The 23,036-nt window shown below is 65.1% G+C and carries 17 protein-coding genes; 8 read left to right on the forward strand and 9 right to left on the reverse strand.

The window, feature by feature from the left end; genetic code table 11:
• The first annotated feature begins 55 nt into the window (after window positions 1-55).
• The 5 genes from LOY51_RS25955 to LOY51_RS25975 are packed head-to-tail and all read left to right on the forward strand — an operon-like array spanning window position 56 to window position 5,166.
• On the forward strand, window positions 56-1,237 hold the full coding sequence (locus tag LOY51_RS25955) for an SfnB family sulfur acquisition oxidoreductase (RefSeq protein WP_125861011.1): 1,182 nt from the start codon (window positions 56-58) through the stop codon (window positions 1,235-1,237).
• On the forward strand, window positions 1,237-2,628 hold the full coding sequence (locus LOY51_RS25960) for an LLM class flavin-dependent oxidoreductase (RefSeq protein WP_258643675.1): 1,392 nt from the start codon (window positions 1,237-1,239) through the stop codon (window positions 2,626-2,628). Before LOY51_RS25955 ends, LOY51_RS25960 begins: the two co-directional genes overlap by 1 nt.
• Window positions 2,621-3,421 carry a MetQ/NlpA family ABC transporter substrate-binding protein gene (locus tag LOY51_RS25965; protein ID WP_125861015.1) on the forward strand — a complete coding sequence of 267 codons (801 nt, stop codon included), beginning with the start codon at window positions 2,621-2,623 and terminating at the stop codon, window positions 3,419-3,421. The genes LOY51_RS25960 and LOY51_RS25965 overlap by 8 nt, the downstream gene beginning before the upstream one ends.
• A 1-nt stretch (window position 3,422) precedes the next feature.
• On the forward strand, window positions 3,423-4,532 hold the full coding sequence (locus LOY51_RS25970) for a methionine ABC transporter ATP-binding protein (RefSeq protein WP_125861017.1): 1,110 nt from the start codon (window positions 3,423-3,425) through the stop codon (window positions 4,530-4,532).
• A complete protein-coding gene (locus LOY51_RS25975; protein ID WP_125466000.1) occupies window positions 4,522-5,166 on the forward strand; it encodes a methionine ABC transporter permease in 645 nt (214 codons plus the stop codon). The genes LOY51_RS25970 and LOY51_RS25975 overlap by 11 nt, the downstream gene beginning before the upstream one ends.
• A gap of 66 nt (window positions 5,167-5,232) precedes the next feature.
• Here LOY51_RS25975 and dibA read toward each other — a convergent pair whose 3' ends face one another.
• On the reverse strand, window positions 5,233-7,128 hold the full coding sequence (gene dibA / locus LOY51_RS25980) for a phosphodiesterase DibA (RefSeq protein ID WP_258643678.1): 1,896 nt from the start codon (window positions 7,126-7,128) through the stop codon (window positions 5,233-5,235).
• A gap of 150 nt (window positions 7,129-7,278) precedes the next feature.
• Between dibA and desA the strand changes: the two genes are divergently transcribed.
• The gene (desA, locus tag LOY51_RS25985) at window positions 7,279-8,463 is read left to right on the forward strand and encodes a delta-9 fatty acid desaturase DesA (RefSeq protein ID WP_125861023.1); all 1,185 of its coding nucleotides are present in this window, start codon (window positions 7,279-7,281) and stop codon (window positions 8,461-8,463) included.
• Window positions 8,464-8,602: 139 nt separating this feature from the next.
• Window positions 8,603-9,592 carry a GGDEF domain-containing protein gene (locus tag LOY51_RS25990; protein WP_125861025.1) on the forward strand — a complete coding sequence of 330 codons (990 nt, stop codon included), beginning with the start codon at window positions 8,603-8,605 and terminating at the stop codon, window positions 9,590-9,592.
• 38 nt (window positions 9,593-9,630) lie between these two features.
• Here LOY51_RS25990 and LOY51_RS25995 read toward each other — a convergent pair whose 3' ends face one another.
• The 6 genes from LOY51_RS25995 to LOY51_RS26020 all read right to left on the reverse strand — a co-directional run bounded on the left by LOY51_RS25995 (window position 9,631) and on the right by LOY51_RS26020 (window position 19,338).
• Window positions 9,631-10,038: a hypothetical protein gene (locus tag LOY51_RS25995; RefSeq protein WP_258643681.1), complete on the reverse strand. Its 408-nt coding sequence runs from the start codon at window positions 10,036-10,038 to the stop codon at window positions 9,631-9,633.
• 509 nt (window positions 10,039-10,547) lie between these two features.
• Window positions 10,548-11,885 (reverse strand): response regulator, encoded by a 1,338-nt coding sequence (locus LOY51_RS26000; protein WP_258643683.1) that lies wholly within the window; start codon window positions 11,883-11,885, stop codon window positions 10,548-10,550.
• Window positions 11,886-12,018: 133 nt separating this feature from the next.
• On the reverse strand, window positions 12,019-13,296 hold the full coding sequence (gene gabT, locus LOY51_RS26005) for a 4-aminobutyrate--2-oxoglutarate transaminase (RefSeq protein WP_125466006.1): 1,278 nt from the start codon (window positions 13,294-13,296) through the stop codon (window positions 12,019-12,021).
• Between the two features lie 189 nt (window positions 13,297-13,485).
• Entirely contained in the window at window positions 13,486-14,928 is a 1,443-nt protein-coding gene (gabD, locus tag LOY51_RS26010) for an NADP-dependent succinate-semialdehyde dehydrogenase (protein WP_125466007.1), read from the reverse strand.
• Between the two features lie 346 nt (window positions 14,929-15,274).
• The gene (locus LOY51_RS26015) at window positions 15,275-16,948 is read right to left on the reverse strand and encodes an aryl-sulfate sulfotransferase (RefSeq protein WP_258643686.1); all 1,674 of its coding nucleotides are present in this window, start codon (window positions 16,946-16,948) and stop codon (window positions 15,275-15,277) included.
• A 17-nt stretch (window positions 16,949-16,965) separates the two neighbouring features.
• A complete protein-coding gene (locus tag LOY51_RS26020; protein ID WP_374046877.1) occupies window positions 16,966-19,338 on the reverse strand; it encodes a TonB-dependent receptor in 2,373 nt (790 codons plus the stop codon).
• A 155-nt stretch (window positions 19,339-19,493) separates the two neighbouring features.
• Between LOY51_RS26020 and LOY51_RS26025 the strand changes: the two genes are divergently transcribed.
• A complete protein-coding gene (locus LOY51_RS26025; RefSeq protein WP_110992061.1) occupies window positions 19,494-20,408 on the forward strand; it encodes a LysR family transcriptional regulator in 915 nt (304 codons plus the stop codon).
• Here LOY51_RS26025 and LOY51_RS26030 read toward each other — a convergent pair whose 3' ends face one another.
• A complete protein-coding gene (locus LOY51_RS26030; RefSeq protein ID WP_110992060.1) occupies window positions 20,409-20,861 on the reverse strand; it encodes a YaiI/YqxD family protein in 453 nt (150 codons plus the stop codon).
• A 147-nt stretch (window positions 20,862-21,008) separates the two neighbouring features.
• Window positions 21,009-22,940 carry a cytochrome c/FTR1 family iron permease gene (locus LOY51_RS26035; RefSeq protein ID WP_258643691.1) on the reverse strand — a complete coding sequence of 644 codons (1,932 nt, stop codon included), beginning with the start codon at window positions 22,938-22,940 and terminating at the stop codon, window positions 21,009-21,011.
• Between the last annotated feature and the right edge of the window lie 96 nt (window positions 22,941-23,036).

A 23,036-nucleotide genomic window follows, 5' to 3' on the forward strand; every position in this document is an offset into this window, starting at 1 on the left:
CCACGCTGGAACCGTGGGAGCGGGCTTGCCCCGCGATGGGCCCACGGAGAGCACCATGACTGCATCCCTCATCACCAGCGACGCCCAGGCCCTGGCCGTCGCCGAAGAACTCGCCCACCACCTGCGCCAGGACAGCGCCGTACGCGACCGCGAGCGCCGCCTGCCCCACGCCGAACTCGAACGCTTCGTGCACACCGGCCTATGGGGCATCAGCGTGCCCAAGGCCTTTGGCGGCGCCGGCGTGTCCAGTGCCACCCTGGCCAAGGTCGTGGCGCGCATCGCCCAGGCCGACGCCTCGATCGGGCAGATCCCGCAGAACCACTTCTACGCCCTGGAAGTGCTGCGGGTGAACGGCACCCCGGAGCAACAGAAACGGCTTTATGCCGAAGTGCTCGCTGGCCGGCGCTTCGGCAATGCCCTGGCCGAAATCGGCACCAAGAACGCCCACGAACGCACCACGCGCCTGACCCGCGATGGCGAGCACTACCGCATCAACGGCCGCAAGTTCTACTGCACCGGCGCCATTTATGCCCAACGCATCCCGACGCTGGTGATCGACGAACAGGACCTGCAGCACCTGGCGTTCGTGCCCGCCGACAGCCAGGGCATCGAAGTGATCGACGACTGGAGCGGCTTCGGCCAACGCACCACCGGCAGCGGCTCGGTGGTGTTCGACAACGTGCCGGTACGCGCCGAAGACGTGGTGCCGTTCGGCAGCGCCTTCGAGCGCCCGACCACGGTCGGCCCGCTGGCACAGATCCTCCACGCGGCCATCGACACCGGCATCGCCCGTGCCGCCTTCGAAGACGCCCTGCACTTCGTGCGCACCCGCAGCCGGCCGTGGGTCGACTCGGGTGTCGACAAGGCCAGCGACGACCCACTGACGCTGAAGAGCTTCGGCCACCTGGCGATCCGCCTGCACGCCGCCGAAGCGCTGCTGGAGCGCGCCGGCGAAATCCTCGACATCGCCCAGGCCGACAGCACCGCCGACACCCTCGCCGCAGCCTCGATTGCCGTGGCCGAGGCGCGGGCGATCAGCACCGAAATCTCGCTGGCCGCCGGCACCACCCTGTTCGAACTGGCCGGCAGCCAGGCCACCCTGGCCGAGCACAACCTCGATCGCCACTGGCGCAACGCCCGGGTGCACACCCTGCACGACCCGGTGCGCTGGAAGTACCACGCCATCGGCAACTTCTACCTCAACGATGAGAAGCCGCCGCGTCGGGGGACCATCTGATGGCCAAGCAGATCCTGCTCAACGCGTTCAACATGAACTGCATCGGGCACATCAACCACGGCCTGTGGACCCACCCGCGGGACACCTCGACCCAGTACAAGACCCTCGACTACTGGACCAACCTGGCCCGCCTGCTGGAGCGCGGGCTGTTCGACGGGCTGTTCATCGCCGATATCGTCGGCACCTACGACGTGTACGGCCAGTCGCTGGACGTGACACTCAAGGAGTCGATCCAGCTGCCGGTCAACGACCCGCTGCTGCTGGTTTCGGCCATGGCATCGGCAACCCGGCACCTGGGCTTCGGCCTTACCGCCAACCTCACCTACGAGGCGCCCTACCTGTTCGCCCGGCGCCTCTCCACCCTCGACCACCTGAGCAACGGCCGGGTCGGCTGGAACATCGTCACCGGCTACCTCGACAGCGCCGCCCGGGCCATGGGGCTGGAGCAGCAACTCGAGCACGACCGCCGTTACGACCAGGCCGACGAGTACCTGCAGGTGCTGTACAAACTGCTCGAAGGCAGCTGGGACGACGATGCCGTGGTCGCCGACCGCGCACAGCGTGTGTATGCGCGCCCGGACAAGGTGCACAAGGTCAGCCACCACGGTGAGTTCTACGACGTCGAGGGCTACCACCTGTGCGAACCCTCGCCGCAGCGCACCCCGGTGCTGTTCCAGGCCGGCAGTTCGGCGCGTGGCCTGGCCTTTGCCGGCAACCATGCCGAGTGCGTGTTCATCAGCGGCCAGGACAAGGCCGCCACCCGCGCCCAGGTCGACAAGGTGCGTGCAGCGGCGCAAGCCGCGGGTCGCGACCCGCAGGCGGTCAAGGTGTTCATGGGCATCAGCGTGATCGTTGCCGCAACCGAGGACGAAGCCCGCGCCCTGCACGCCGAGTACCTGAACTACGCCAGCCCCGAGGCCGGCGTGGCGCACTTCGCCAGCTCCACCGGTATCGACTTCTCGCGCTACGGGCTGGACGAGCCGATCGGCTTCGCCAAGGGCAATGCCATCCAGTCCGCCACCCGCCAGCTGCAGGACAGCGCCTGGACCCGCCGCCGCCTGCTGGAGCAGCACGCCCTGGGCGGGCGCTACGTCACCCTGGTCGGCAACCCCGAACAGGTCGCCGAGCAACTGATCGGCTGGCTCGACGACACCGGCCTGGACGGTTTTAACCTGACCCGCACCGTCACCCCGGAAAGCTTCGAGGCCTTCATCGACCTGGTAGTACCCGAACTGCAGCGCCGTGGCCGCTACAAGACCGCGTACGCCGAAGGCACCCTGCGCGAGAAGCTGTTCGCCAGCGACCACCCGCACCTGCCCGCCGATCACCCCGGATCCACCTACCGCAACACCCATACCTCTGCCCCGACTGGAGCCCTGCACCATGCTTGAGAAACTGTTCCGGCCCGTCGCGGCCATCGCCCTGGGCCTCGGCCTGTCCGCCGCCGCCTTCGCCGCCGAGCCACTGAAGATCGGCACCACCGCCGCCTTCGCCATACCGCTGGAAGCGGCGGTGGCAGAAGCCCATAAACAAGGCCTGGAAGTGAAGCTGATCGAGTTCAGCGACTGGATCGCGCCCAATGTCAGCCTCAACAGCGGCGACATCGACGTGAACTACTTCCAGCACATCCCCTTCCTGGAAAACGCCAAGGCCGCCGCCGGCTTCAACCTGGTGCCCTACGCGCCGGGGATCATCAACAACGTCGGCCTGTACTCGAAAAAGTACAAGAGCTTTGCCGAGCTGCCCGAAGGCGCCAGCGTGGCTATCGCCAACGACCCGATCAACAGCGGGCGCGGCTTGCAGCTACTGGCCAAGGCCGGGCTGATCACCCTCAAGCCGGGCGTGGGCTACAAGGCCACCGAAGACGACATCATCGCCAACCCGAAGAAGATCAACATTCTCCAGGTCGAGGCCGTGCAACTGGTGCGCGCCTACGATGACGCCGATCTGGTACAGGGCTACCCGGCCTACATCCGCCTGGCCAACACCTTCGACGCCACCTCGGCGCTGCTGTTCGACGGCCTGGAAAACAAGGAATACGTGATCCAGTTCGTCATCCGCCCGCAGGAGAAGAACGACCCGCGCCTGGCCAAGTTCGTCGACATCTATCAACACTCGCCCGCCGTGCGCGCAGCCCTGGACAAGGCCCATGGCAAGCTGTACCAGGCCGGCTGGGAAGGCTGACATGAGCCAGGCCAGCGCCCTCAGGGCGCTTCCCACGCAGCCAGTGCCGCTCAAGGCACCTGAACAAGTGCTGCGCCCGGAGGTGAACCAGGCCCATGTGCGCTTCATCGGCCTGGGCAAGACCTACCCGGGCCAGGCGCAACCGGCGCTGCAAGGCATCGACCTGAACATCCGCCGTGGCGAGATCTTCGGCATCATCGGCCGCAGCGGCGCCGGCAAGTCGTCGCTGCTGCGCACCATCAACCGCCTGGAGCAGCCAAGCCAAGGCCGGGTGCTGATCGACCAGGTGGACATCGCGCCATTCGACGAAGACCGCCTGGTGGCCCTGCGCCGACGCATCGGCATGATCTTCCAGCACTTCAACCTGATGTCGGCCAAGACCGTGTGGCAGAACGTCGAGCTGCCGTTGAAAGTGGCCGGCGTGAGCAAGCCCGAGCGCCAGCGCAAGGTACGTGAGCTGCTGGAGCTGGTGGGGCTGGCGGAAAAACACCACGTCTACCCGGCGCAGCTGTCCGGCGGGCAGAAGCAGCGGGTCGGCATCGCCCGGGCGCTGGTGCACGACCCCGAGATCCTGCTGTGCGACGAGGCCACCTCGGCGCTCGACCCGGAAACCACCGCATCGATCCTCGAGCTGCTGCGCGACATCAACCAGCGGCTGGGCCTGACCGTGGTGCTGATCACCCATGAGATGGCGGTGATCCGCGATATCTGCCAGCGCGTGGTGGTGCTCGAACGTGGCGAAGTGGTCGAGCAGGGCGAGGTGTGGCAGGTGTTCGGTGCGCCGCGCCACGAGGTCACCCGCACCTTGCTCGCGCCCTTGCAGACGCGCCTGCCCGCCGCCTTGCAGGCCAGCCTGCGGGCCAACCCGGCCAGCCGCGATGCGGCCGTGGTGCTGCGCCTGCAACTGGTCGGTGAACCGGAGCTGAGCACGCTGTTCAGCGACCTGGGTGGCCGCGTGCGCCTGCTCCAGGGTGGCGTCGAAACCATTGGCGAGCATGCCCTGGGCCAGTTGATCCTGGCCGTGCGCGGCTCACCGCTGGACACTCATCAATTGCTCGAACGCGCCCGCCGCTGGGCTGCGGATGTGGAGGTACTGGGCCATGTGGATTGATCGCCTGCTGCAAGGCTTGCTCGACACCCTGCTGATGGTCGGCGTGTCCTCGCTGGTGGCGCTGCTCGTGGGGGTACCGATGGCGGTGCTGCTGGTCACCAGCGACAAGGGCGGGATCTTCGAGGCGCCGGCGCTAAATCGGGTGCTGGGTGCCATCGTCAACCTGTTCCGCTCGATCCCGTTCCTGATCCTGATGGTCGCGCTGATCCCCTTCACCCGTCTGGTGGTCGGCACCACATACGGCGTGTGGGCGGCCGTGGTGCCGCTGACCATCGCCGCCACGCCGTTCTTCGCACGGATTGCCGAGGTCAGCCTGCGCGAGGTCGACCATGGCCTGATCGAAGCGGCTCAGGCCATGGGCTGCCGGCGCTGGCACATCGTCTGGCATGTGCTGCTGCCCGAGGCGCTGCCGGGGATCGTCGGCGGTTTCACCATCACCCTGGTGACGCTGATCAACTCGTCGGCCATGGCCGGGGCGATCGGTGCGGGGGGCCTGGGTGATATCGCCTACCGCTATGGCTATCAGCGCTTCGACAGCCAGATCATGCTGACGGTGATCGTCATGCTGGTGGCGCTGGTGGCGGTGATTCAGCTGGGTGGGGACCGCTTGGCCAAGGGTTTGAACAAGCGTTGAGCCCATCGCGGGGCAAGCCCGCTCCCACGACCCAGCGTGGGAGGGGGCTTGCCCCGCGATACGATCTCAGCCCCAGTGCAACTCTGCCGCCGGCACCGGTCGCCCGAACCAGTACCCCTGCCCCAGCTGGCACTGCTGCTCCAGCAGGAAGCGCGCCTGCTCGGCCTGCTCGATGCCTTCGGCGTGCACCTGCATGCCCATGCTGCGCGCCAGGGCGATGATCACCCGCACAATGGCAATGTCGTCATCGTCGAAGGGCAGGCCCGCGACGAAGCCCTGGTCGATCTTCAGTTTCTGCACCGGCAGGCGTTTGAGGCGCAGCAACGAGGAGTAGCCGGTGCCGAAATCGTCGATGGCCAGGGTCAGCCCCAGCTCGCGCAGGCGGTGCAGCTGCTCCAGCGCCACTTCCGGGTCTTCCATCACCGCGCTTTCGGTGACTTCCAGCTCCAGCAACGACGGGTCGAGGCCGGTGTCGTGCAGCACATCGGCCACCTGCCGATACAGCTCGCGCTGGCTGAACAGGCGGCTGGAAATGTTGACTGCGACGAACGCCAGCACCCGGCCGTCCTGCTGCCACTGCACCATCTGCCGGCAGGCCTGGCGCAACACCCAGGCGTCGATCTCGGCGATCAGCCCGGTGCGCTCGGCAATCGGGATGAACTCCCCCGGCGGTACCAGGCCCCGCTGGGGATGCTGCCAGCGCACCAGCGCTTCGACGCCGATCATCTTCGCGTTGAACAGGTCGTACACCGGCTGGAAGAACACCCGCAGTTCCTCCTGTTCCAGCGCCCGGCGCAACTCGCCGGCGGTCTCGACCCGGTGCTGGGCGTGGGCGGTCAGCTCTTCGGTGTACAGCGCGTAGCAGGCGCGGCCACTGCTCTTGGCCTTGAACAGCGCCGAGTCGGCGTTGCGCAGCAGCTGTTCGGCGCTCAGCGCATCGCTGGGGAACAGGCTGATGCCAATGCTGGCACTGATGAACAGGCGGTGGTCGTCGAACGTGAAGGGCTCACGCAAGCGCTCGATGATGCTCTGCGCCAGCTTGCCGGCCTGGCCGACCTGCTGGCAGTTCTCGGCCAGCACGCCGAATTCGTCGCCGCCCAGGCGTGCCAGGGTGACGCCACTGCCCACCACTTCGCGCAGGCGTTCACCCACCAGCTTGAGCAACTGGTCGCCGATGGTGTGGCCAAGGCCGTCGTTGATGCTCTGGAAATGATCGAGATCGAGCAACAGCAAGGCGCAACCGCGTTTGTTCAGTTGCGCGGCAGCCAGCGCCTGCTCGGCACGGTCGTTGAACAACAGACGGTTGGGCAGGCCGGTCAGCGGGTCGTGATGGGCAAGGTAGGCGAGCTCCTGCTCGCTGTGCTTGATCGCGCTGATGTCGCTGAACACCGCCACATAGTGGCTGAGCTCGCCGCTGTCGTCGCGAATGGCGCAGATGGTCTGCCATTGCGGGTAGATCTCGCCGCTTTTGCGGCGGTTCCAGATCTCGCCGCTCCACTCGCCCTTGGCGTTGAGCGCGGCGTAGATCTGTTGGTAGAACGGCGCGCCATGGCGGCCAGACTTGAACTTGCTTGGGCGCTGGCCGATGACCTCGTCCTGCTGATACCCGGTGATGCGCATGAAAGCCCGGTTAACGTGCACGATCAGGCCGTTGCGATCGGTCACCAGCACGCCTTCGAGGGTGCTGTCGAACACCGCCGCGGCCATGCGCAGGCGTTCGCGGTCTTCGCTGCGCAGGCGTGCACCGATGCCGATGAAGTTCAACAGCCGGGCGCGCGAGACGAAGATCAGCAAGGCACTGAGCAGCACCCAGACCACTACGTTGATCTGCCGGCCCACGGTCAGCGCCAGCGGGTCCTCGGACATGCTCTGCAAGACCAGCTCCGACAACGCCAGCCAGAGGATCGAAAGCAGCAGGTAGAGCCCGGCCATACGCAAGGCGTCGCGAACGGAAACAGACATGTCGGGTCGGTGAGCCCATGGAAAATGAGGGGGCATTATAAAGGCTGAAACACCCTGTGACTTCCTATCAAAAAGGCCGACTGGTTTTATTTGCCTGCCAAGGGATAATGCCAGCGCTGTTCCCCTGTGTTTGCGAGGGTTTTTCCCGCTATGTGGTACTACGGTTTGCTCGATCTGTCGGCCTGGCAACTGGTCGCCGTCACCCTGCTGATGACCCATGTGACCATCGTCAGCGTCACCATCTACCTGCACCGCTACTCTGCGCACCGGGCGCTGGAGCTGAATGCAGGCCTCAAGCATTTCTTCCGTTTCTGGCTGTGGCTTACCACTGCGCAGAACACCCGCGAGTGGACCGCCATCCACCGCAAGCACCACGCCAAGTGCGAAACCCCTGACGACCCGCACAGCCCGCTGCACAAGGGCCTGGGCACCGTGCTGCGCAAGGGCGCCGAACTCTATCGCGAAGAGGCGCGCAACGAAGAGACGCTGCGCATCTATGGCAAGAACTGCCCGGACGACTGGATCGAGCGCAATCTCTACACGCGCTACAAGCTCGGCGGCATCGCCCTGATGGCGGTCATCGACCTGCTGCTGTTCGGCACCATCGGCATCACCATCTGGGCGGTGCAGATGATGTGGATTCCGTTCTGGGCCGCCGGCGTGGTCAACGGCCTCGGCCACGCGGTGGGCTACCGCAACTTCGAATGCCGCGACGCCGCCACCAACCTGGTGCCCTGGGGCATCATCATTGGCGGCGAGGAGCTGCACAACAATCACCACACCTACCCCAACTCGGCCAAGCTCTCGGTACGCCGCTGGGAATTCGACATGGGCTGGATGTGGATCCGCCTGCTGAGCATGCTGCGCCTGGCCAAGGTGCAGCGGGTGGCGCCCATCGCCCATCGGGTCGAGGGCAAAGCGTCGCTGGACATGGACACCGCCATGGCCATTCTCAACAACCGTTTCCAGATCATGGCCCAGTACCGCAAGCTGGTGATCGGCCCCTTGGTCAAACAGGAACTGGAGAAGGTCGACGCCTCGGTGCGCCACCGCTTCCGCCGCGCCAAACGCCTGCTGTCGCGTGAGACCAGCTTGCTGCAGGACCGTCATCACGTGCGCATCGAATCGATGCTGGCGCACAGCCAGTCACTCAAGACCATCTACGAGAAACGCCTGGCACTGCAGCAGATCTGGGCGCGCACCAGCGCCAACGGCCACGACATGCTCGCTGCCATGAAGGACTGGGTGCACGAGGCCGAGGCCAGCGGTATTCAGTCACTGCGTGATTTCGCCGCCCAACTCAAGACCTACTCGCTGCGCCCCACAGGCACCTGATAGCCGTTGATCGGCATGCCCCGCAATGGGGCATGCCGCCCGGAACTTCCCTCCCCGATACCACTCCAACGCGGCACATCGTCCGCGTGGCGGGCCGGTTCGTGGCCGCACGCCCCACGTCGAGAACCGTTTCGTGCACATGGCCAAAGACCTCCCGCCCACGTTTACCGACCCTCCCCGCCCCGAAGCGGCCCAGACGCTGCTCGCCCTGCTGCATGCCCAAGGCGAAGTGGCCCGCCTGAGCGAGCGCGAGCAGCTCTATTCATCGCTGCTCGACAGCGTCAACGCCGTGCTCTGGGCCTTCGACTGGGAAACCCGCCAGGTGCTCTATGTCAGCCCGGCCTACGAACGCCTGTTCGGTCGCCCGGCCAGCCTGGTGCTGGCCGACTACAACGAGTGGCGCGACGCCATCTACCCGGACGACCTCGAATACGCCGAGCGCAGCCTGGCCCAGGTGCTGGTCAAGGGTACCGTCGAGGACCGCGAGTACCGCATCCTCAATGGCGCCGGCGAAGTGCGCTGGGTCAGCGACAAGTGCTACATCAACCAGCAGCGCGAGGGTGATCAGCGGGTGATCATCGTCGGCATCGCCGAGGACATCACCGAAAAGAAGCAGCTCGAAGGCGAGTTGCATCGCCTGGCCACCACCGATGTGCTCACGCAAAGCAGCAACCGCCGGCACTTCTTCGAATGCGCCCAACAGGCGTTCGACAATGCCCGGATACATGGCACGCCGCTGGCATTCCTGCTGCTGGACATCGATGACTTCAAGCTGATCAACGACAGTTATGGGCACCAGGAAGGCGACCAGGTACTGCAGCGCATCGCCGACAGCGGCAAGGCCGTGCTAAGGCGTGGCGACCAGTTCGGGCGGATCGGTGGTGAGGAGTTCGCCGCAGTGTTCCCCGGCTGCACTGCGCAGATGGCCGAGCAGATCGCCGAGCGCCTGCAGCGGGAGATCCAGTGCCTGAGTTTCAGCCACGGGCAGCAGACTTACGGCGTGACCGTTAGCCAGGGGCTGACCGGGCTGACTGATGAGGACGAAACGCTCGACAGCCTGTTCGCCAGAGCTGACGCGGCGATGTACCGCGCCAAGCGGCAGGGCAAGAACCAGATCGTAAAAGGCTGACCGGTTACCCGCCCGTAATGTGCAGCAAGTAGCTCATTTCATTTCGTAACGGCTAAGAGCCACTCGTAATCGATCCGGCCGCTACGTGGCCCGGCCATCACACCTCCAGGCTCTTTCTCCCGGCCCTCCCTGAACGCGACATCGAGAATATGACGCTCCAGATCGGTGATTTCGCCCGCAAGGGCGTCAGCTTCGGCAGTGTATCGCTTGATCAATGCAGCCTTCCTGGAACTTGTTGAATAGTTCATGGGTACCTCTGATATCTGGATAGTGGTCTGTTCATCAATCGCCCCTAGCGGCTTCACAAGACGGCCGGCAGGATCACGCACGAAACCAAGGGATAAGTACAAAGATTCGACACCCGGGTCGGGTTGTTGAACCTCGATTCGCGAGTACCTGAGCATCCGTGCGTATTCAATAACGGCCAACACCAACAGCGAGGCCACCAGGCCTCTCAATGGATTCTTCGGGCCTGGTTTGCCCTCCAGCAGAATGATCTTGATGCAGTGATTGCTTCTGCGGGGGCTGGCGTAGCAGTGACCGCAGAGCACATGCTCAGACCACAACGAAACGTCGAATCCCTTGAGATCTCGATCAGCCCAGCGTCAAACCTCCTCCCAGGGAAAGTGGTGAGTCTGCTCGTCCCAGGACTGCAAAGCTTCGATCGCCATGCTTCCAATAGGCTCGAAACGCACCTTTTCAACGTCGAGCTCAGCACCAGACGTGCAGTACCTATTGGAGAATGCTTCATGGGCGAGTATTCGCGCCCTGGAACGACAGACCTGATAGCGCAGTTCACGGTATCTGTACGTATTCATCCTCAGGCGCAACCTCCCTGCCATTCCGTTGGTGGAGTGGCTGGAAAACTACGCCTGAAGTACTTCCATGGATACAAACGGACGTCCGCAACACCTGTAGGACCGATCCCAAGTCTGATGCAACACCGCTGCGCGGCTCAGGCCTGGCGTTCTTCTCCGTCCACGGGCTCGGCATCTGCTGCGGGAGTTACCAGCAAATCAACCTCCGGCTCACTCTCGTCGGCCTGTGCCGCCTGGCGCTCAGCCTCCTCCCGTGCCAGCGCTTCGGGGTCCACCTTGCGCAACCGCGTCAACTCCGGCAGCCCGAGCTTGAGCAGCCGCGCCGTCTTGCCGCTGGCGACCTTTTCCAACCCTTCGCTGGGTCTGAGCCGCGCCAGCTGGCCGGCCAGGCTCATGGCCAGGATCTCCCGCGAGTAAACACCGCCGCCCAGCTGATACACCGCAGCGATCAGCTCGCGCAGGTTCAGCGGCAAGCGCCAGCGGGTGCGCAGCGCCGAGCCGAACGGCGCGCCGAATTCGTTGAGCGACAACTGAACCTGGTCTTCATCCAGTTCGCCGCCCGCCAGGCGCCACTCCTGCAAGGTACGCAGCACCGCCAGGTCACCCAGGCAATGCAACAGGCCCGCGCAGTAGCAACGGCCTTCGTCCACCTCGAGCATGCGTGCCAGGGTGCGGCCGTACTCGGCGGTGTGCAGGGAAAAGTCCCAGTAACGGGCAGCGTGGCGCGCCAGCAAGGGGTCGCTCAAGCGCGCACTGCGCTTGAGGGTCAGGCCCAGAATCAGGTTCATGCTCTGGGTGCTGCCGAGCTTGTTCAGCGCTTGCATCAACGTCTGCACCGGCGCATCGCGGTGCATCGCGGCACTGTTGGCGGCGGCGATCAGTACCCCGGTGATCTGCGGGTCGTTGCGCACCTCCTCCTCGAGCACCTTGAGGTTCAGGCCCTCGGGGTTGAGGGCGCGCTTGATCGCCACCTGCACGTCGGCGAACAGCGGGCCGCCGTCGGCGGTAGCACGGCGCTGTTCGAGGAAGGCCGACAGCTTGAGCCCCGGCGGCAGCGCCGGGACCGGGCAGGCAATCTGCTCGCCGACATGCACCAGCAGGTCTTCCAGGCGCTTGCGCAGGTTATCCAGGTCGAGCGGTTTGCTCAGGTAGGCGGTGGGGTGCAGTGGCAACGCCTCGCGCACACTGGCGGTATCGGTGCGGTTGCTCATGAGGATGAACGGCATACCCGACTGTTCGCCCTGCTTGCGTACCTTGCGCAGCAGGTCGAGGCCATCGAGCCCGGCGAGTTCGCGGGCAGCGATGATCAGGTCGGGCTTGGTTGCCAGCGCGCTCAGCGCCTGGGGGCCATCGGCACAAACGTGCAAGCGTGCATCGCAACGCACGCTGAGCAGCATTTCGCTGAGCATGTCACGCACCCAAGGGTCGCCCTCGGCAATCAAGACACAAGGGGGGATGGGGTCGGCGGCGCTCATGAGCGAGTCTCCTGGTAATGGCGCGCGATCCTTCGCAGCTTCCACGGAATCCTCGTACAACCTTAGCGCCTGAAGCCGACAAACGGCATAAAAAAAACCCGCCTAGGCGGGTTTTTTCTGAAGCGTGTCACACTCAGGCGAGTTCGGCGAAGCACTCTTCGATGATCGCCAGGCCTTTGTCCAGCAGTGCGTCTTCGGCGGTCAGCGGCACCAGGATGCGCAGGACGTTGCCGTAGGTACCGCAGGACAGCAGGATCAGGCCCTTGTCACGCGCCTTGGCGACAACCTGGCCAACGGCGGCAGCGTTCGGGGTGTGGGTACCCTTCTCGAACACTTCCACAGCGATCATCGAACCCAGACCGCGGACGTCGCCGATGATCGGGTACTTCTTCTGGATTTCACGCAGGCCAGCGGTCAGGCGCTCGCCGACAGCCTTGCTGCGATCCAGCAGTTTCTCTTCCTCGAACACTTCGATTACGGCCAGGGCCGCAGCGCAAGCGATCGGCGAACCGGCGTAGGTGCCGCCCAGGCCGCCTGGGGCGATGGCGTCCATGTACTCGGCCTTGCCGCACACACCGGCCAGCGGGAAGCCGCCAGCGATGGACTTGGCGAAGGTGGTCAGGTCAGGCGCAACGCCCATCTGCTCCATGGCGAAGAAGGTGCCGGTACGGCCAGCGCCGGTCTGCACTTCGTCGGCGATCAGCAGGATGCCGTGCTGGTCGCACAGGGCGCGCAGGCGCTTCATCAGCTCTTTCGGCGCTGGCAGGAAGCCGCCTTCGCCTTGTACCGGCTCGAGGATGATCGCGGCGATGTCGCGCGGCTCGGCGTCGTTCTTGAAGATGCGCTCGACCGAAGCGATGGCGTCGTCAACGCTGACACCGTGCAGCTCGCTCGGGAACAGGGCGCGGAAGATGCCGCCCGGCATCAGGCCCATGCCAGCGGAGTACGGCACGACCTTGCCGGTCAGGCCCAGGGTCATCATGGTACGGCCGTGGTAACCACCGGTGAAGGCGATCACGCCAGCGCGGCCGGTGGCGGCACGGGCGATCTTGACGGCGTTCTCGACAGCTTCGGAGCCGGTGGTGACCAGCAGGGTCTTCTTGTCGAAGTCACCTGGGACCAGCTTGTTGATCTTCTCGCACAGCTCGACGTAAGGCTCGTAGGCCAGCACCTGGAAGCAGGTGTGGCTGACCTTGGTCAGCTGCTCTTGCACGGCCGCGACCACTTTCGGGTGCAGGTGGCCGGTGTTCAGTACTGCGATGCCGCCGGCGAAGTCGATCAGTTCGCGGCCTTCAACGTCGATCACCGTCGAGTTCTTCGCGGTATCGACGAAGATCGGGTGAATCTGGCCAACGCCACGTGGGACGGCGGCGACACGGCGTTGCATCAAGGATTCGTTGGTCTTGCTCATAATGCCCTCATTCGCGCCGACTCTGACGGCGCTGTTATTCGGGGGTGGCTGGGTGTGTTCACGTTCAGTATTCGTTGATCGACTGTCGTGAACGCCCTGGCCACCAGGTACTGCGGTGTCAAAAAGACCAGCGAGGCGTCGCTCTCGCGCCCCGCTGGCAGAGGTAAATACTGCTCTGTCAGTCAGCGATCAGACGCTGATGCACAGGTATTTGATTTCGAGGTAGTCCTCGATGCCGTACTTGGAACCTTCGCGGCCCAGGCCCGAGGCCTTGATACCGCCGAACGGCGCGACTTCGTTGGAGATCAGGCCGGTGTTGATACCAACCATGCCGTATTCCAGGGCCTCGGCAACACGGAACACACGGCTCATGTCGCGGGCGTAGAAGTACGAGGCAAGGCCGAACTCGGTGTCGTTGGACATGGCGATGACTTCGGCCTCGTCCTTGAAGCGGAACAGCGGCGCCAGCGGGCCGAAGGTCTCTTCTTTAGCGACAGCGGCGCTCGATGGCACGTCGACCAGGATGGTCGGTTCGAAGAAGTTGCCTTCGATCAGCTTGCCACCGGACAGCACCTTGGCACCTTTGGAGACGGCGTCTTCGATGTGTTCCTGGACCTTGGCGACAGCCTTGCCGTCGATCAGCGGGCCAGTGGTGGTGCCTTCTTCCAGGCCGTTACCGATCTTCAGCTTGGCCACGGCGGCCTTGAGCTTCTCGGCGAACGCCTCGTAGACGCCGTCCTGCACGTAGATACGGTTGGCGCAGACGCAGGTCTGGCCGTTGTTGCGGTACTTGGAGATGATCGCGCCCTCGACCGCCTTGTCCAGGTCGGCGTCGTCGAACACGATGAACGGCGCGTTGCCGCCCAGCTCCAGGGAAACCTTCTTGATGTCCTTGGCGCATTCTTCCATCAGCTGGCGACCGATTTCGGTCGAGCCGGTGAAGGACAGCTTGCGTACCAGGGAGTTGCCGGTCAGCTCGGAGCCGACTTCGCCGGCGCTGCCGGTGATCACGCTGAGCACGCCAGCCGGGATGCCGGCACGGGTGGCCAGCTCGACCAGGGCCAGGGCGGAGTAAGGGGTCTGCGAAGCAGGCTTGAGCACCATGGTGCAACCGGCGGCCAGGGCCGGGCCGGCTTTACGGGTGATCATCGCGGCCGGGAAGTTCCACGGGGTGATGGCCGCGGTAACGCCGATCGGCTGCTTGATGACGATCAGGCGCTTGTCTGGCTGGTGGCCTGGGATGACATCGCCGTAGACACGCTTGGCTTCTTCGGCGAACCACTCGATGAACGAAGCGGCATAGGCGATTTCGCCCTTGGCTTCGGCCAGCGGCTTGCCCTGCTCGGTGGTCATCAGGCGGGCCAGGTCGTCCTGGTGCTCGATCATCAGCTCGAACCAGCGGCGCAGCTTGCCGGCACGCTCTTTGGCGGTCAGTGCGCGCCAGGCCGGCAGCGCCTTGTCGGCGGCCTCGATGGCGCGGCGGGTTTCAGCGGCGCCCATCTTCGGCACGGTACCGATCACTTCGCCGGTGGCCGGGTTGGTCACCTTGATGGTCTGACCGCTGTCCGCATCCAGCCATTCACCGTTGATGAAGGCTTGCTGGCGGAACAACTGAGCGTCTTTGAGCTGCATGTCGGCTTCCCTTAACTGCGCTGCGGCACGGCGCGGCGCGAATTATTGATTGTTGAAAAGGCGCCCCCATGCGGGGGCGGCCGTCAGGAATTCGTGTACCCGGGTGTTCGACGCCTGGGTGCTGAGCGTTTGAAATCTCAAACGGAATGCTAAGCGGGGGCTGGGGTGTTGGACAATAGGCTGTTCGAAAAAAAGAACGAATGGTTGAACACCCCGTCCGAAATTGGCGCTGCCCCTTCGCGGGTAAACCCGCTCCCACAGGGTCGGCGCAGACTCTGTGGGAGCGGGTTTACCCGCGAAGGGGCCAGTGCAGGTTAGCCGATAACCTGCAGGAGAGACGACTGAGTCAGAACGCCTTGTCGAGATCGATCACCAACGCCCGATAACCCACACTCCCCGGCTGGCGGCTGTGCACTTTCAACTCCACCACCACCTCCTGGCTCCCTCGGCGCACTTCATTGAGCACCGTGGTGGTGAGCTTCTCGGGCGTCAGGTAATTCACCGACGCGGAATAGATGAACTGGGTGTCGGTGTCCGCCCGGTAGGCCACCACCGAAGTGATCGGGCTGTACCACTCATCCCCTCGCTCCTTGCCGTACTGCCACACCTGCTCGACCGTGCCCTTGGCCTCGTCGACCTTGTACTCCACCGCCCGGCTGTAGTTGCCGCTGAGTATGGTCGAGGCAAAATCCCGGCCCCAGCCATTGTCGAACACGGTCAGCGTGCCGTAGCCGGTCAGCCAGGCGGTGTGCTGGGTCCACGACCATTCGAAGCCCTCGCCCACCGGCTTGAGCACTTTGTCCTGCAAATGCGCAGGCCAGCCCTGGGGCGCGGCGAGAATCCACTTCACCTGCTTGTCGCGGCCGATCTTCACCACACCCTGGTGCCGTGCTGAAACGATGATGCTGTCGTCATCGGCGTCGTAGTCGATGGCATTGACGTGCGCCCAGTTGCGCCCGGTGCCCACCCCCGGGGTGTCGCCGAACGGCAGGTCGCCCTCGGCCAGCTCGTTGGCCAGACGGTCGTCCTGTTTCTGCACGCCATCCGGCAGCTGGATCGCCGCTTTGCCCAGGGTTTCCAGCAGCTCGCCGCGGTAGGGGTCGAGGATCTGGTTGAGGTCCCAGAAGTCCAGCACGTCACCGGCCTCGCTGACCTCGATGATGTGGTCGCGGATCGAGCGCACGCGCTTGCCGTCCGGGCGCCGGTAGTCGCTGGTACCTACCCGCAGCAAGTAGGTGCCGTTGGGTGTCTCGCGGATCTCGTGGGAGAAGTCGGCGAACTTGTCCGGCAAGTTGCGCTGCCAGACGCGCCGGCCGAGCAGGTCGTACTTGGAGTAGGTCTGGCCCTGGCCCCAGATCAGTTTGCCGTCGCGGGTCTGGTGGAAGCCCATGGTGCCGCCCAGGCCATCGCGGTGGTTGGAGTCGTGGATCTGCTCGATGTCCAGGTACCAACGCACATCGCCATTGCTGTCGGCAACCCAGTTGTTGCCCACCGAATCCCACTCGGCAGCGCCGCCCAGGCCGTTCCACTTGAAGGCGCGCCCGCCGGGGATGTCCGCCAGCAGGTGGTTGAACAGGTACAGGCGCTGTTCGAAGCCTGGGGCGACCGTGACCGGCTCGACCTCGGGCAGGGCTGCCGTCTGCTTGGCCACCACCGGCAGGCGCACTGCCGGGGCATAGATTTCATAGCGTTCGCGGATGCGCTCACCGTCGAGCTTGTAGCTCACCTCCACTTGGTTGACGTGGTCGGGGTACAGGCCGAACACCGGGATGCCGCCGTAGGTCCACAGCGAGCGCTCGGACACGTCGTAGCTGATGGCCACACCGCGCTCGCCACGGCCCAGCACGCGCACATGGGCGGCGCTCAGGGTGCGGCCACCGTCGCGGATGATCGCGGTCAGCGGCGCCAGGCGGTAGGGGTTGACCACCACGTCGCCGAGCAAGGCTTGGTTGCGCTCGGGCACCTTGGCGGTCAGGCAGGCGCCTTCAGGCAGGTCGTGCGGTTGGGTCTTGGCATTCATGGCAAAGCTCCTTGTGCTCAGAAGTCGTAACGGGCGGTGGCGCCCACGGTGCGCGGGGTGCCCAGCACGCCGGCATAGCCGCCATTGGCGGAGTTCCACAGGCTGGTGAAGTAGGTCTTGTCGCCGGCGTTCTTCACCCACAGCGACAGGTCGAGCACGCCGTCGCCCTGGTCCAGGCGCACGCCGGTGGAGAGGTTGACGATGCCGTAGCTGGGGATCTGCCCGTAGTCGGAGTCGTCGATGGTGCCCAGCGCTTTCGAGCGGAAGGCGTAGCTGGCGGTGACGTAGGGTTCGATCCGCTCGCCGAGCTGCCACTTGTACTGGCCGTTGAGGTTGGCGATGTACTTGGAGGCGCCGACCACCTGGTGGCCGGACAGATCGCAGGTGGCCGTGGCGCTGGCCAGGCTCACCTCCGGCGGGCACGGCGCATCGTCGTACTCGGTGTAGCGCACGTCGTTCCACGAACCGTTGAAGTTGAGCGTCAGGCCGCGCACCGGCAGGGCCGTGGCTTCGAACTCCAGGCCCCGCGAGCGCACGCTGCCGGCGTTGGCCAGGTACTGCACGCGGTTGATCTGGTCGTAGACGTTGGCCTGGTAGCCGTGCACCTCGGTCCAGAACAGGTTGCTGTTGAGCTGCAGGCGGCCGTCCAGCAGGGTGCTCTTGACCCCCAGTTCGGCGTTGTTGGCGCGTTCGGTGCCCACCAGCAGCGAATCGGTGCCCAGCCGTGGCGCCGCGCCGACGGTGAGGTTGACCCCGCCGGACTTCTCGCCGTGGGACAGGCTGGCATAGCCGAGCACTTGATCATTGAAGCGATAGCTCAGGCTGAGCAACCCGGAAGGGGCAAAGCTGTACTGGTTGAGGTCACCCGAGTCATAGGCGCCCACCCTGCCCTGACGGGCTGCGGCCGCCGCACCGGTGACTGCCGCGCCACCGAAGGGTGCATCGCGGGTCACCCAGGCGCTCTTCTCTTCATAGGTGCCGCGCACCCCGGCGGTGAAGTCCAGGCGCTCGGTGAGGTGCCAGGTGCCCTGGGCAAACAGGGCGTAGCTGTCGGTGTCGATATGGCCGTTGCCGATCGTGGTGACGTTGGCCAGGGCGCCGGCCGGGGTCAGGTTCCAGATATCCGCCTGCGGGCCGTTGTAGGTGAACGACTTGTTGTCCAGGTCCTGCTTGAAGTAATAGGCACCGAGCACGTAGTCGAAGAACTCCCCCGTTGGCGAGGCCAGGCGGATTTCCTGCGAGTACTGCTTGTCGCGCACCGACACCCCGGCGTTATAGAACACCGGCACGTTCAGACCGTCATCGTTGCGTGGGGTGAAGTCCCACCAGCGGTAGGCACTGATGGAAGTCAGGGTGAAGTCGTTGGGCAAGGTCCAGTTGGCCTCCACCGAGGTGCCGCCCTGGAACACCTTGACCATCTGGTCGGCGTCGAAATTGACCTTGCGGTCCTTGCCCGATACCAGCGTGGCGCCGGCCTGGCGGGCCAGGCTTTCGTAGCGGTTCACCCCATTGATGGTCGGCCCGGTGCTGTACAGGCTGAGCACGCCGTTGTCGGAGTCCTCTTCGTTGTACTCGCCGATCCAGCGCAGGTTGAAGGTTTCGCTGGGCTTGAACAGCAGCTGGGTACGAAAGCCCTGGCGCTTGCCGCCGTTGAGGTCGTGGCCGTTGTAGATGTTCTTCACATAGCCGTCGTCCTCGGTGTGGTAGGCGCTGATACGCCCGGCGAGGCTGTCGGTCAGCGGCCCGGAGAAACTGCCCTGGGTCTGCCAGTAGCCGTCCTCGCCCAGCGACGACTGCACGCTGCCCTCCTGGTGGAAGGTCGGCTTGCGGGTGGTGATGTTCAACACCCCGGCGGTGGTGTTCTTGCCGAACAGCGTGCCCTGTGGGCCACGCAGGACCTCCAGTTGCTCCACATCGAGCAGGTCGAACACCGCCATGCCCGGGCGCCCCAGGTAGACGTTGTCCAGGTACACGCCGACGCTGCCTTCCAGGCCATCGCTGGCCGGGTTGTTGCCCAGCCCACGGATCGAGATGCTCGACTGGCGCGCATGTACATAAGACACGTTGGTGCTCGGCACCAGTTGCTGGATGTCCTGCACCCGATAGATACGCTGGGTTTCCAGGGTTTCGCTGCTCAGCACGCTGATCGGCGTGGGTACGCTCTGCGCGCTCTCTTCGCGGCGGCGGGCATTGACGGTCACGGTGCCAAGCTTGGCGTCCTGCTGGGCGACGGGGGTGGCCGCGGCCGGCTCTTCGGCAAAGCTGCTGCCGGCAGCGGCCAGCAGCAGGCCGGCGGCCAGGGATTGCAGGGCGAACAGCGACGCGCGTAAAGGCCTTGGGGAAAGTCGGGACATGCAAATGCTCCTGGAGGCATGGGCCCTGGCGAGCATTTCCGTTGGCGGAACCGAATCGCGGTCAGAGGGGCTTTATTCTTTTAGGTGATATAAATATTTGTAATTCATATTTTGTGGAATAAGTGACTCCCTTTATAAGGTTCACAACCCTTCCCAGCAATTGCATTCCACCGAAAGTTTCCATGTAGAAAATGCATATCGACCTGCGCCAGCTCCGCCACTACATCGCCCTTGTCGAGCACCGCAGCTTCGTCGCCGCGGCGGCCGCGGTGAACCTCTCGCAATCGGCCTTCAGCCGCAGCATCCAGACGCTCGAACATAACGTCGGCTGCCGCCTGGTCGACCGCGCCAGCAAGGAGCTGGCACCGACTCGCCAGGGCCTGCTGGTGCTGGAGCACTCACGGCGGCTGGTGCACGGCGCGCACAACCTGGTCAACGAGATCAATCAGTTCAATGGCGCCACCACGGGCGTGGTGCGCTTCGGCTCGGGGCCGGCGCCGGCGGGCGGGCTGGTGCCCCGGGCGGTGGCGCGCTTTGTCGCCGAATACCCGGCGGCGCGCACCTGCTTTCAGGTGGACAACTGGCAGGCATTGAACCGCCGCCTGATGGCCGAGGAAATCGAGTTCTTCGTCGCCGACACCCGCCAGTTCGAAGCAGACCCGGATTACCAGGTGCACAAGCTGACGCCGCAACGCTGGCATTTCTGCTGCCGCGCCGGGCACCCGCTGACCGCGCAGGCCGAGGTGCGGGCGCGGGACCTGTTCGACTACCCGCTGGCGACCACTTTCCGCCCGCCCAACATCCGCAAGATCCTCAGCGACCTCAGCGGTCGGCAGGATTTTTTACCCAGCGTGGAATGCGAGCATGGCTACGCGCTGCTCAACGTGGTGCAGCACTCGAACACCATCGGTATCGCCTGCAGCGCCAACCTGCAGCCGTACCAGCGCGAGGGGGGGCTGGTGGCACTGAAACTTTCGGACCTGGCGCCCGAGCAGGAAGAGGCGTGCTACACCCGCTATGGGGTGGTCAGCCGGGTGGGGTATGGTTTGTCACAACTGGCGCAGGGGCTGGTCAGGCAACTGATCGCCTGCGACAGCGCCATGTGATCAGCGCTTGGCCAAACGGCCGAGGATTCGATCCAGCGCGTTGGCAAACGCCTGCTTTTCCCGCTCGCCATAAGGTGCCTGGCCACCGCCCACCTGCCCCTGCTCGCGCAGCTCGGTGAACAGGTTGCGCACCGCCAGCCGGTCGCCCATGTTGCGCTCGTCGAACTCGCGCCCGCGCGGGTCCAGCGCCGCCACGCCCTTCTTGATCAGGCGATCGGCCAATGGCACGTCGCTGCAGATCACCAGCTCGCCGGGCACGGCATTGTCCACCAGATAATCGTCGGCCGCGTCCATGCCGCTGGGTACCACGATCAGCCGCACGCAGGCGAAGGCCGGCTTGATCTGCGGCTGCCCGGCCACCATCACCACCTCCAGCTTGCGCTTGAGGGCGAACTTGACGATCAGGTCCTTGGCCGCCTTGGGGCAGGCGTCGGCATCGATCCATATACGCATGGGAGTTGTTCCTGTGTGTCTCGGGCTGAGATTGTCGCAGGTTCGGCCTCTTCGCGGGTAAACCCGCTCCCACAGGTTCAGCGTCATCCTTGTGTCTGCGCTGTCCCTGTGGGAGCGGGTTTACCCGCGAAGAAGCCAACACCCATTTCAGTTGGCTGTCGCCCGGCGCTTCTCGGCCAACCGGCTACGCCCATACAGGAACACGATGGCCAGCAACGCCAGCGCCTGCGCGCCCAGCGAGTAGGCATCGGCATGAATGCCCAGCCAGTCGAACTCGAAGAACGCCACCGGCCGTGTACCCAGCACGCCGGCTTCCTGCAGCGCCTTGACGCCATGCCCGGCAAAAATCACCGACAACGCGCACAGCAAGGCCGCGTTGATGCTGAAGAACAGCGCCAACGGCAATTTCGCCGAGCCGCGCAGGATCACCCAGGCCAGGCCCACCAGCAGCACCAGCGCCGTGGCACCGCCCGCCAGCACCGCCTGGTGCCCGGCAGGTCCCGCCTGCAGCCACAGGGTTTCGTAGAACAGGATCACTTCGAACAGCTCGCGGTACACCGAGAAGAACGCCAGCAGGGCAAAACCGAAGCGCCCGCCACCGCTGACCAAGCTGCTCTTGATGTAGTTCTGCCAGGCGGCGGCGTGGCGGCGGTCGTGCATCCACACGCCCAGCCACAACACCATCACCGAGGCGAACAGCGCCGTGCAGCCTTCAAGCAGCTCGCGCTGGGCACCGCCCACGTTGATCACATAGGCCGCCAGGGCCCAGGTGGCGAAGCCGGCGACCAGCGCCAGGCCCCAGCCGATGTTGACGCTGCGCACCGCCGACTGCTGGCCGGTGTTACGCAGGAAGGCCAGCACCGCCGCCAGCACCAGGATCGCTTCCAGGCCCTCGCGCAGCAGGATCAGCAGGCCGGAGATGTAACTCAGCGACCAGCTCAGGCCATCGCTGCCCAGCAGTTTGGAGGCTTGCTTGAGCTTGGCCTTCGCGGCGTCCAGGCGCTGTTCGGCCTGGGCCAGCGGCAAGCCGTCCTGCAGCGACTGACGGTAGGCCATCAGCGACTTCTCGGTGTCCTTGCGCACCTGCGCGTCGATATTGTCGAGGGAGCTTTCGACCAGCTCGAAGCCTTCCAGGTAGGCCGCCACCGACAGGTCGTAGGCCTGGTCGTGGTCGCCGGCGCGGTAGGCCGCCAGGCTCTTGTCCAGGGTGCTGGCGGTGTAGTCGAGCAACTGCGCCGGGCCACGCTTGGCCTGCGGCGGCTTGGCACGCTGGGCACGGAAGGCCGCCACGGCATCGGGGCCCTCTTTTTCAGCCACTTCGGCGGGCGTCTGGCGGGCCAGGTCGGCAATGTTCCAGGCCTTGTCGCCCATGGCCACCTGCGGGTCGGCGCTGAAGCTGGCGATATAGGCCGCCACGTCCCAGCGCTGACGCTCGTCGAGCTGGTCGGCGAACGATGGCATCTCGGTGCCTTCGATCCCCAGGCCAAGGGTGTTGTACAGGTCGTACAGGCTCAGCTGGTCCAGCCGCGCAACGTTGCGCAGGTTGGCCGGTGGCGGCTCCAGGCCCAGGCCGGCCGGGCCGTCACCCAGCCCGGTATCACCGTGGCAGATCGAGCAGTTCTGCGCGTACAGCGCCGCACCGCGGGCCGGGTCGGGGGTGATGATCGGCGCCTGGCTGACCTCGTAGGCCACCGCCAGGCGGGCACCCAGCTGGCGGGCCTGGCGGGCGACACCAGCACCCTCCTGGCGCTGCTCGATGGCCTGGCGCAGCCCCAGCACACCCTGTTCCAGCGCCGCGCGCTCGGGGTTGTCCGGCAGGCCCTTGACCAGCTCGGCCAGTACCCCGCTGAACTCCTGCTGCTCGCGGTATTCGCTGGTGTCCACCACCTTGCCGTCACGCACCGTCGGTGGGTAATCGGCGCCAATGTAGTCCAGCAGATGCAGGGCCTTGGTCGCATCGGCGGGGGCCTCTGCCTGCGCCAGGGCGCTGCACAGCAGCAGCACCGGGGCGAGCAGCACGGCAAGCAGGCGGGAACGGGAATTCATGGCCAGTCTCGATGTAAATACGAAAGCGAACATTGTTCACTTCCACTCTGTATCCCTCAAGCTTCAGGGGCAGATTTCATGAAAAATCTTGCTACAAAATCTCCCGGCATCCTCGCCGTCCTCGCCAGG

It is taken from the genome of Pseudomonas sichuanensis, from assembly GCF_024749065.1.
Taxonomy (GTDB): domain Bacteria; phylum Pseudomonadota; class Gammaproteobacteria; order Pseudomonadales; family Pseudomonadaceae; genus Aquipseudomonas; species Aquipseudomonas sichuanensis.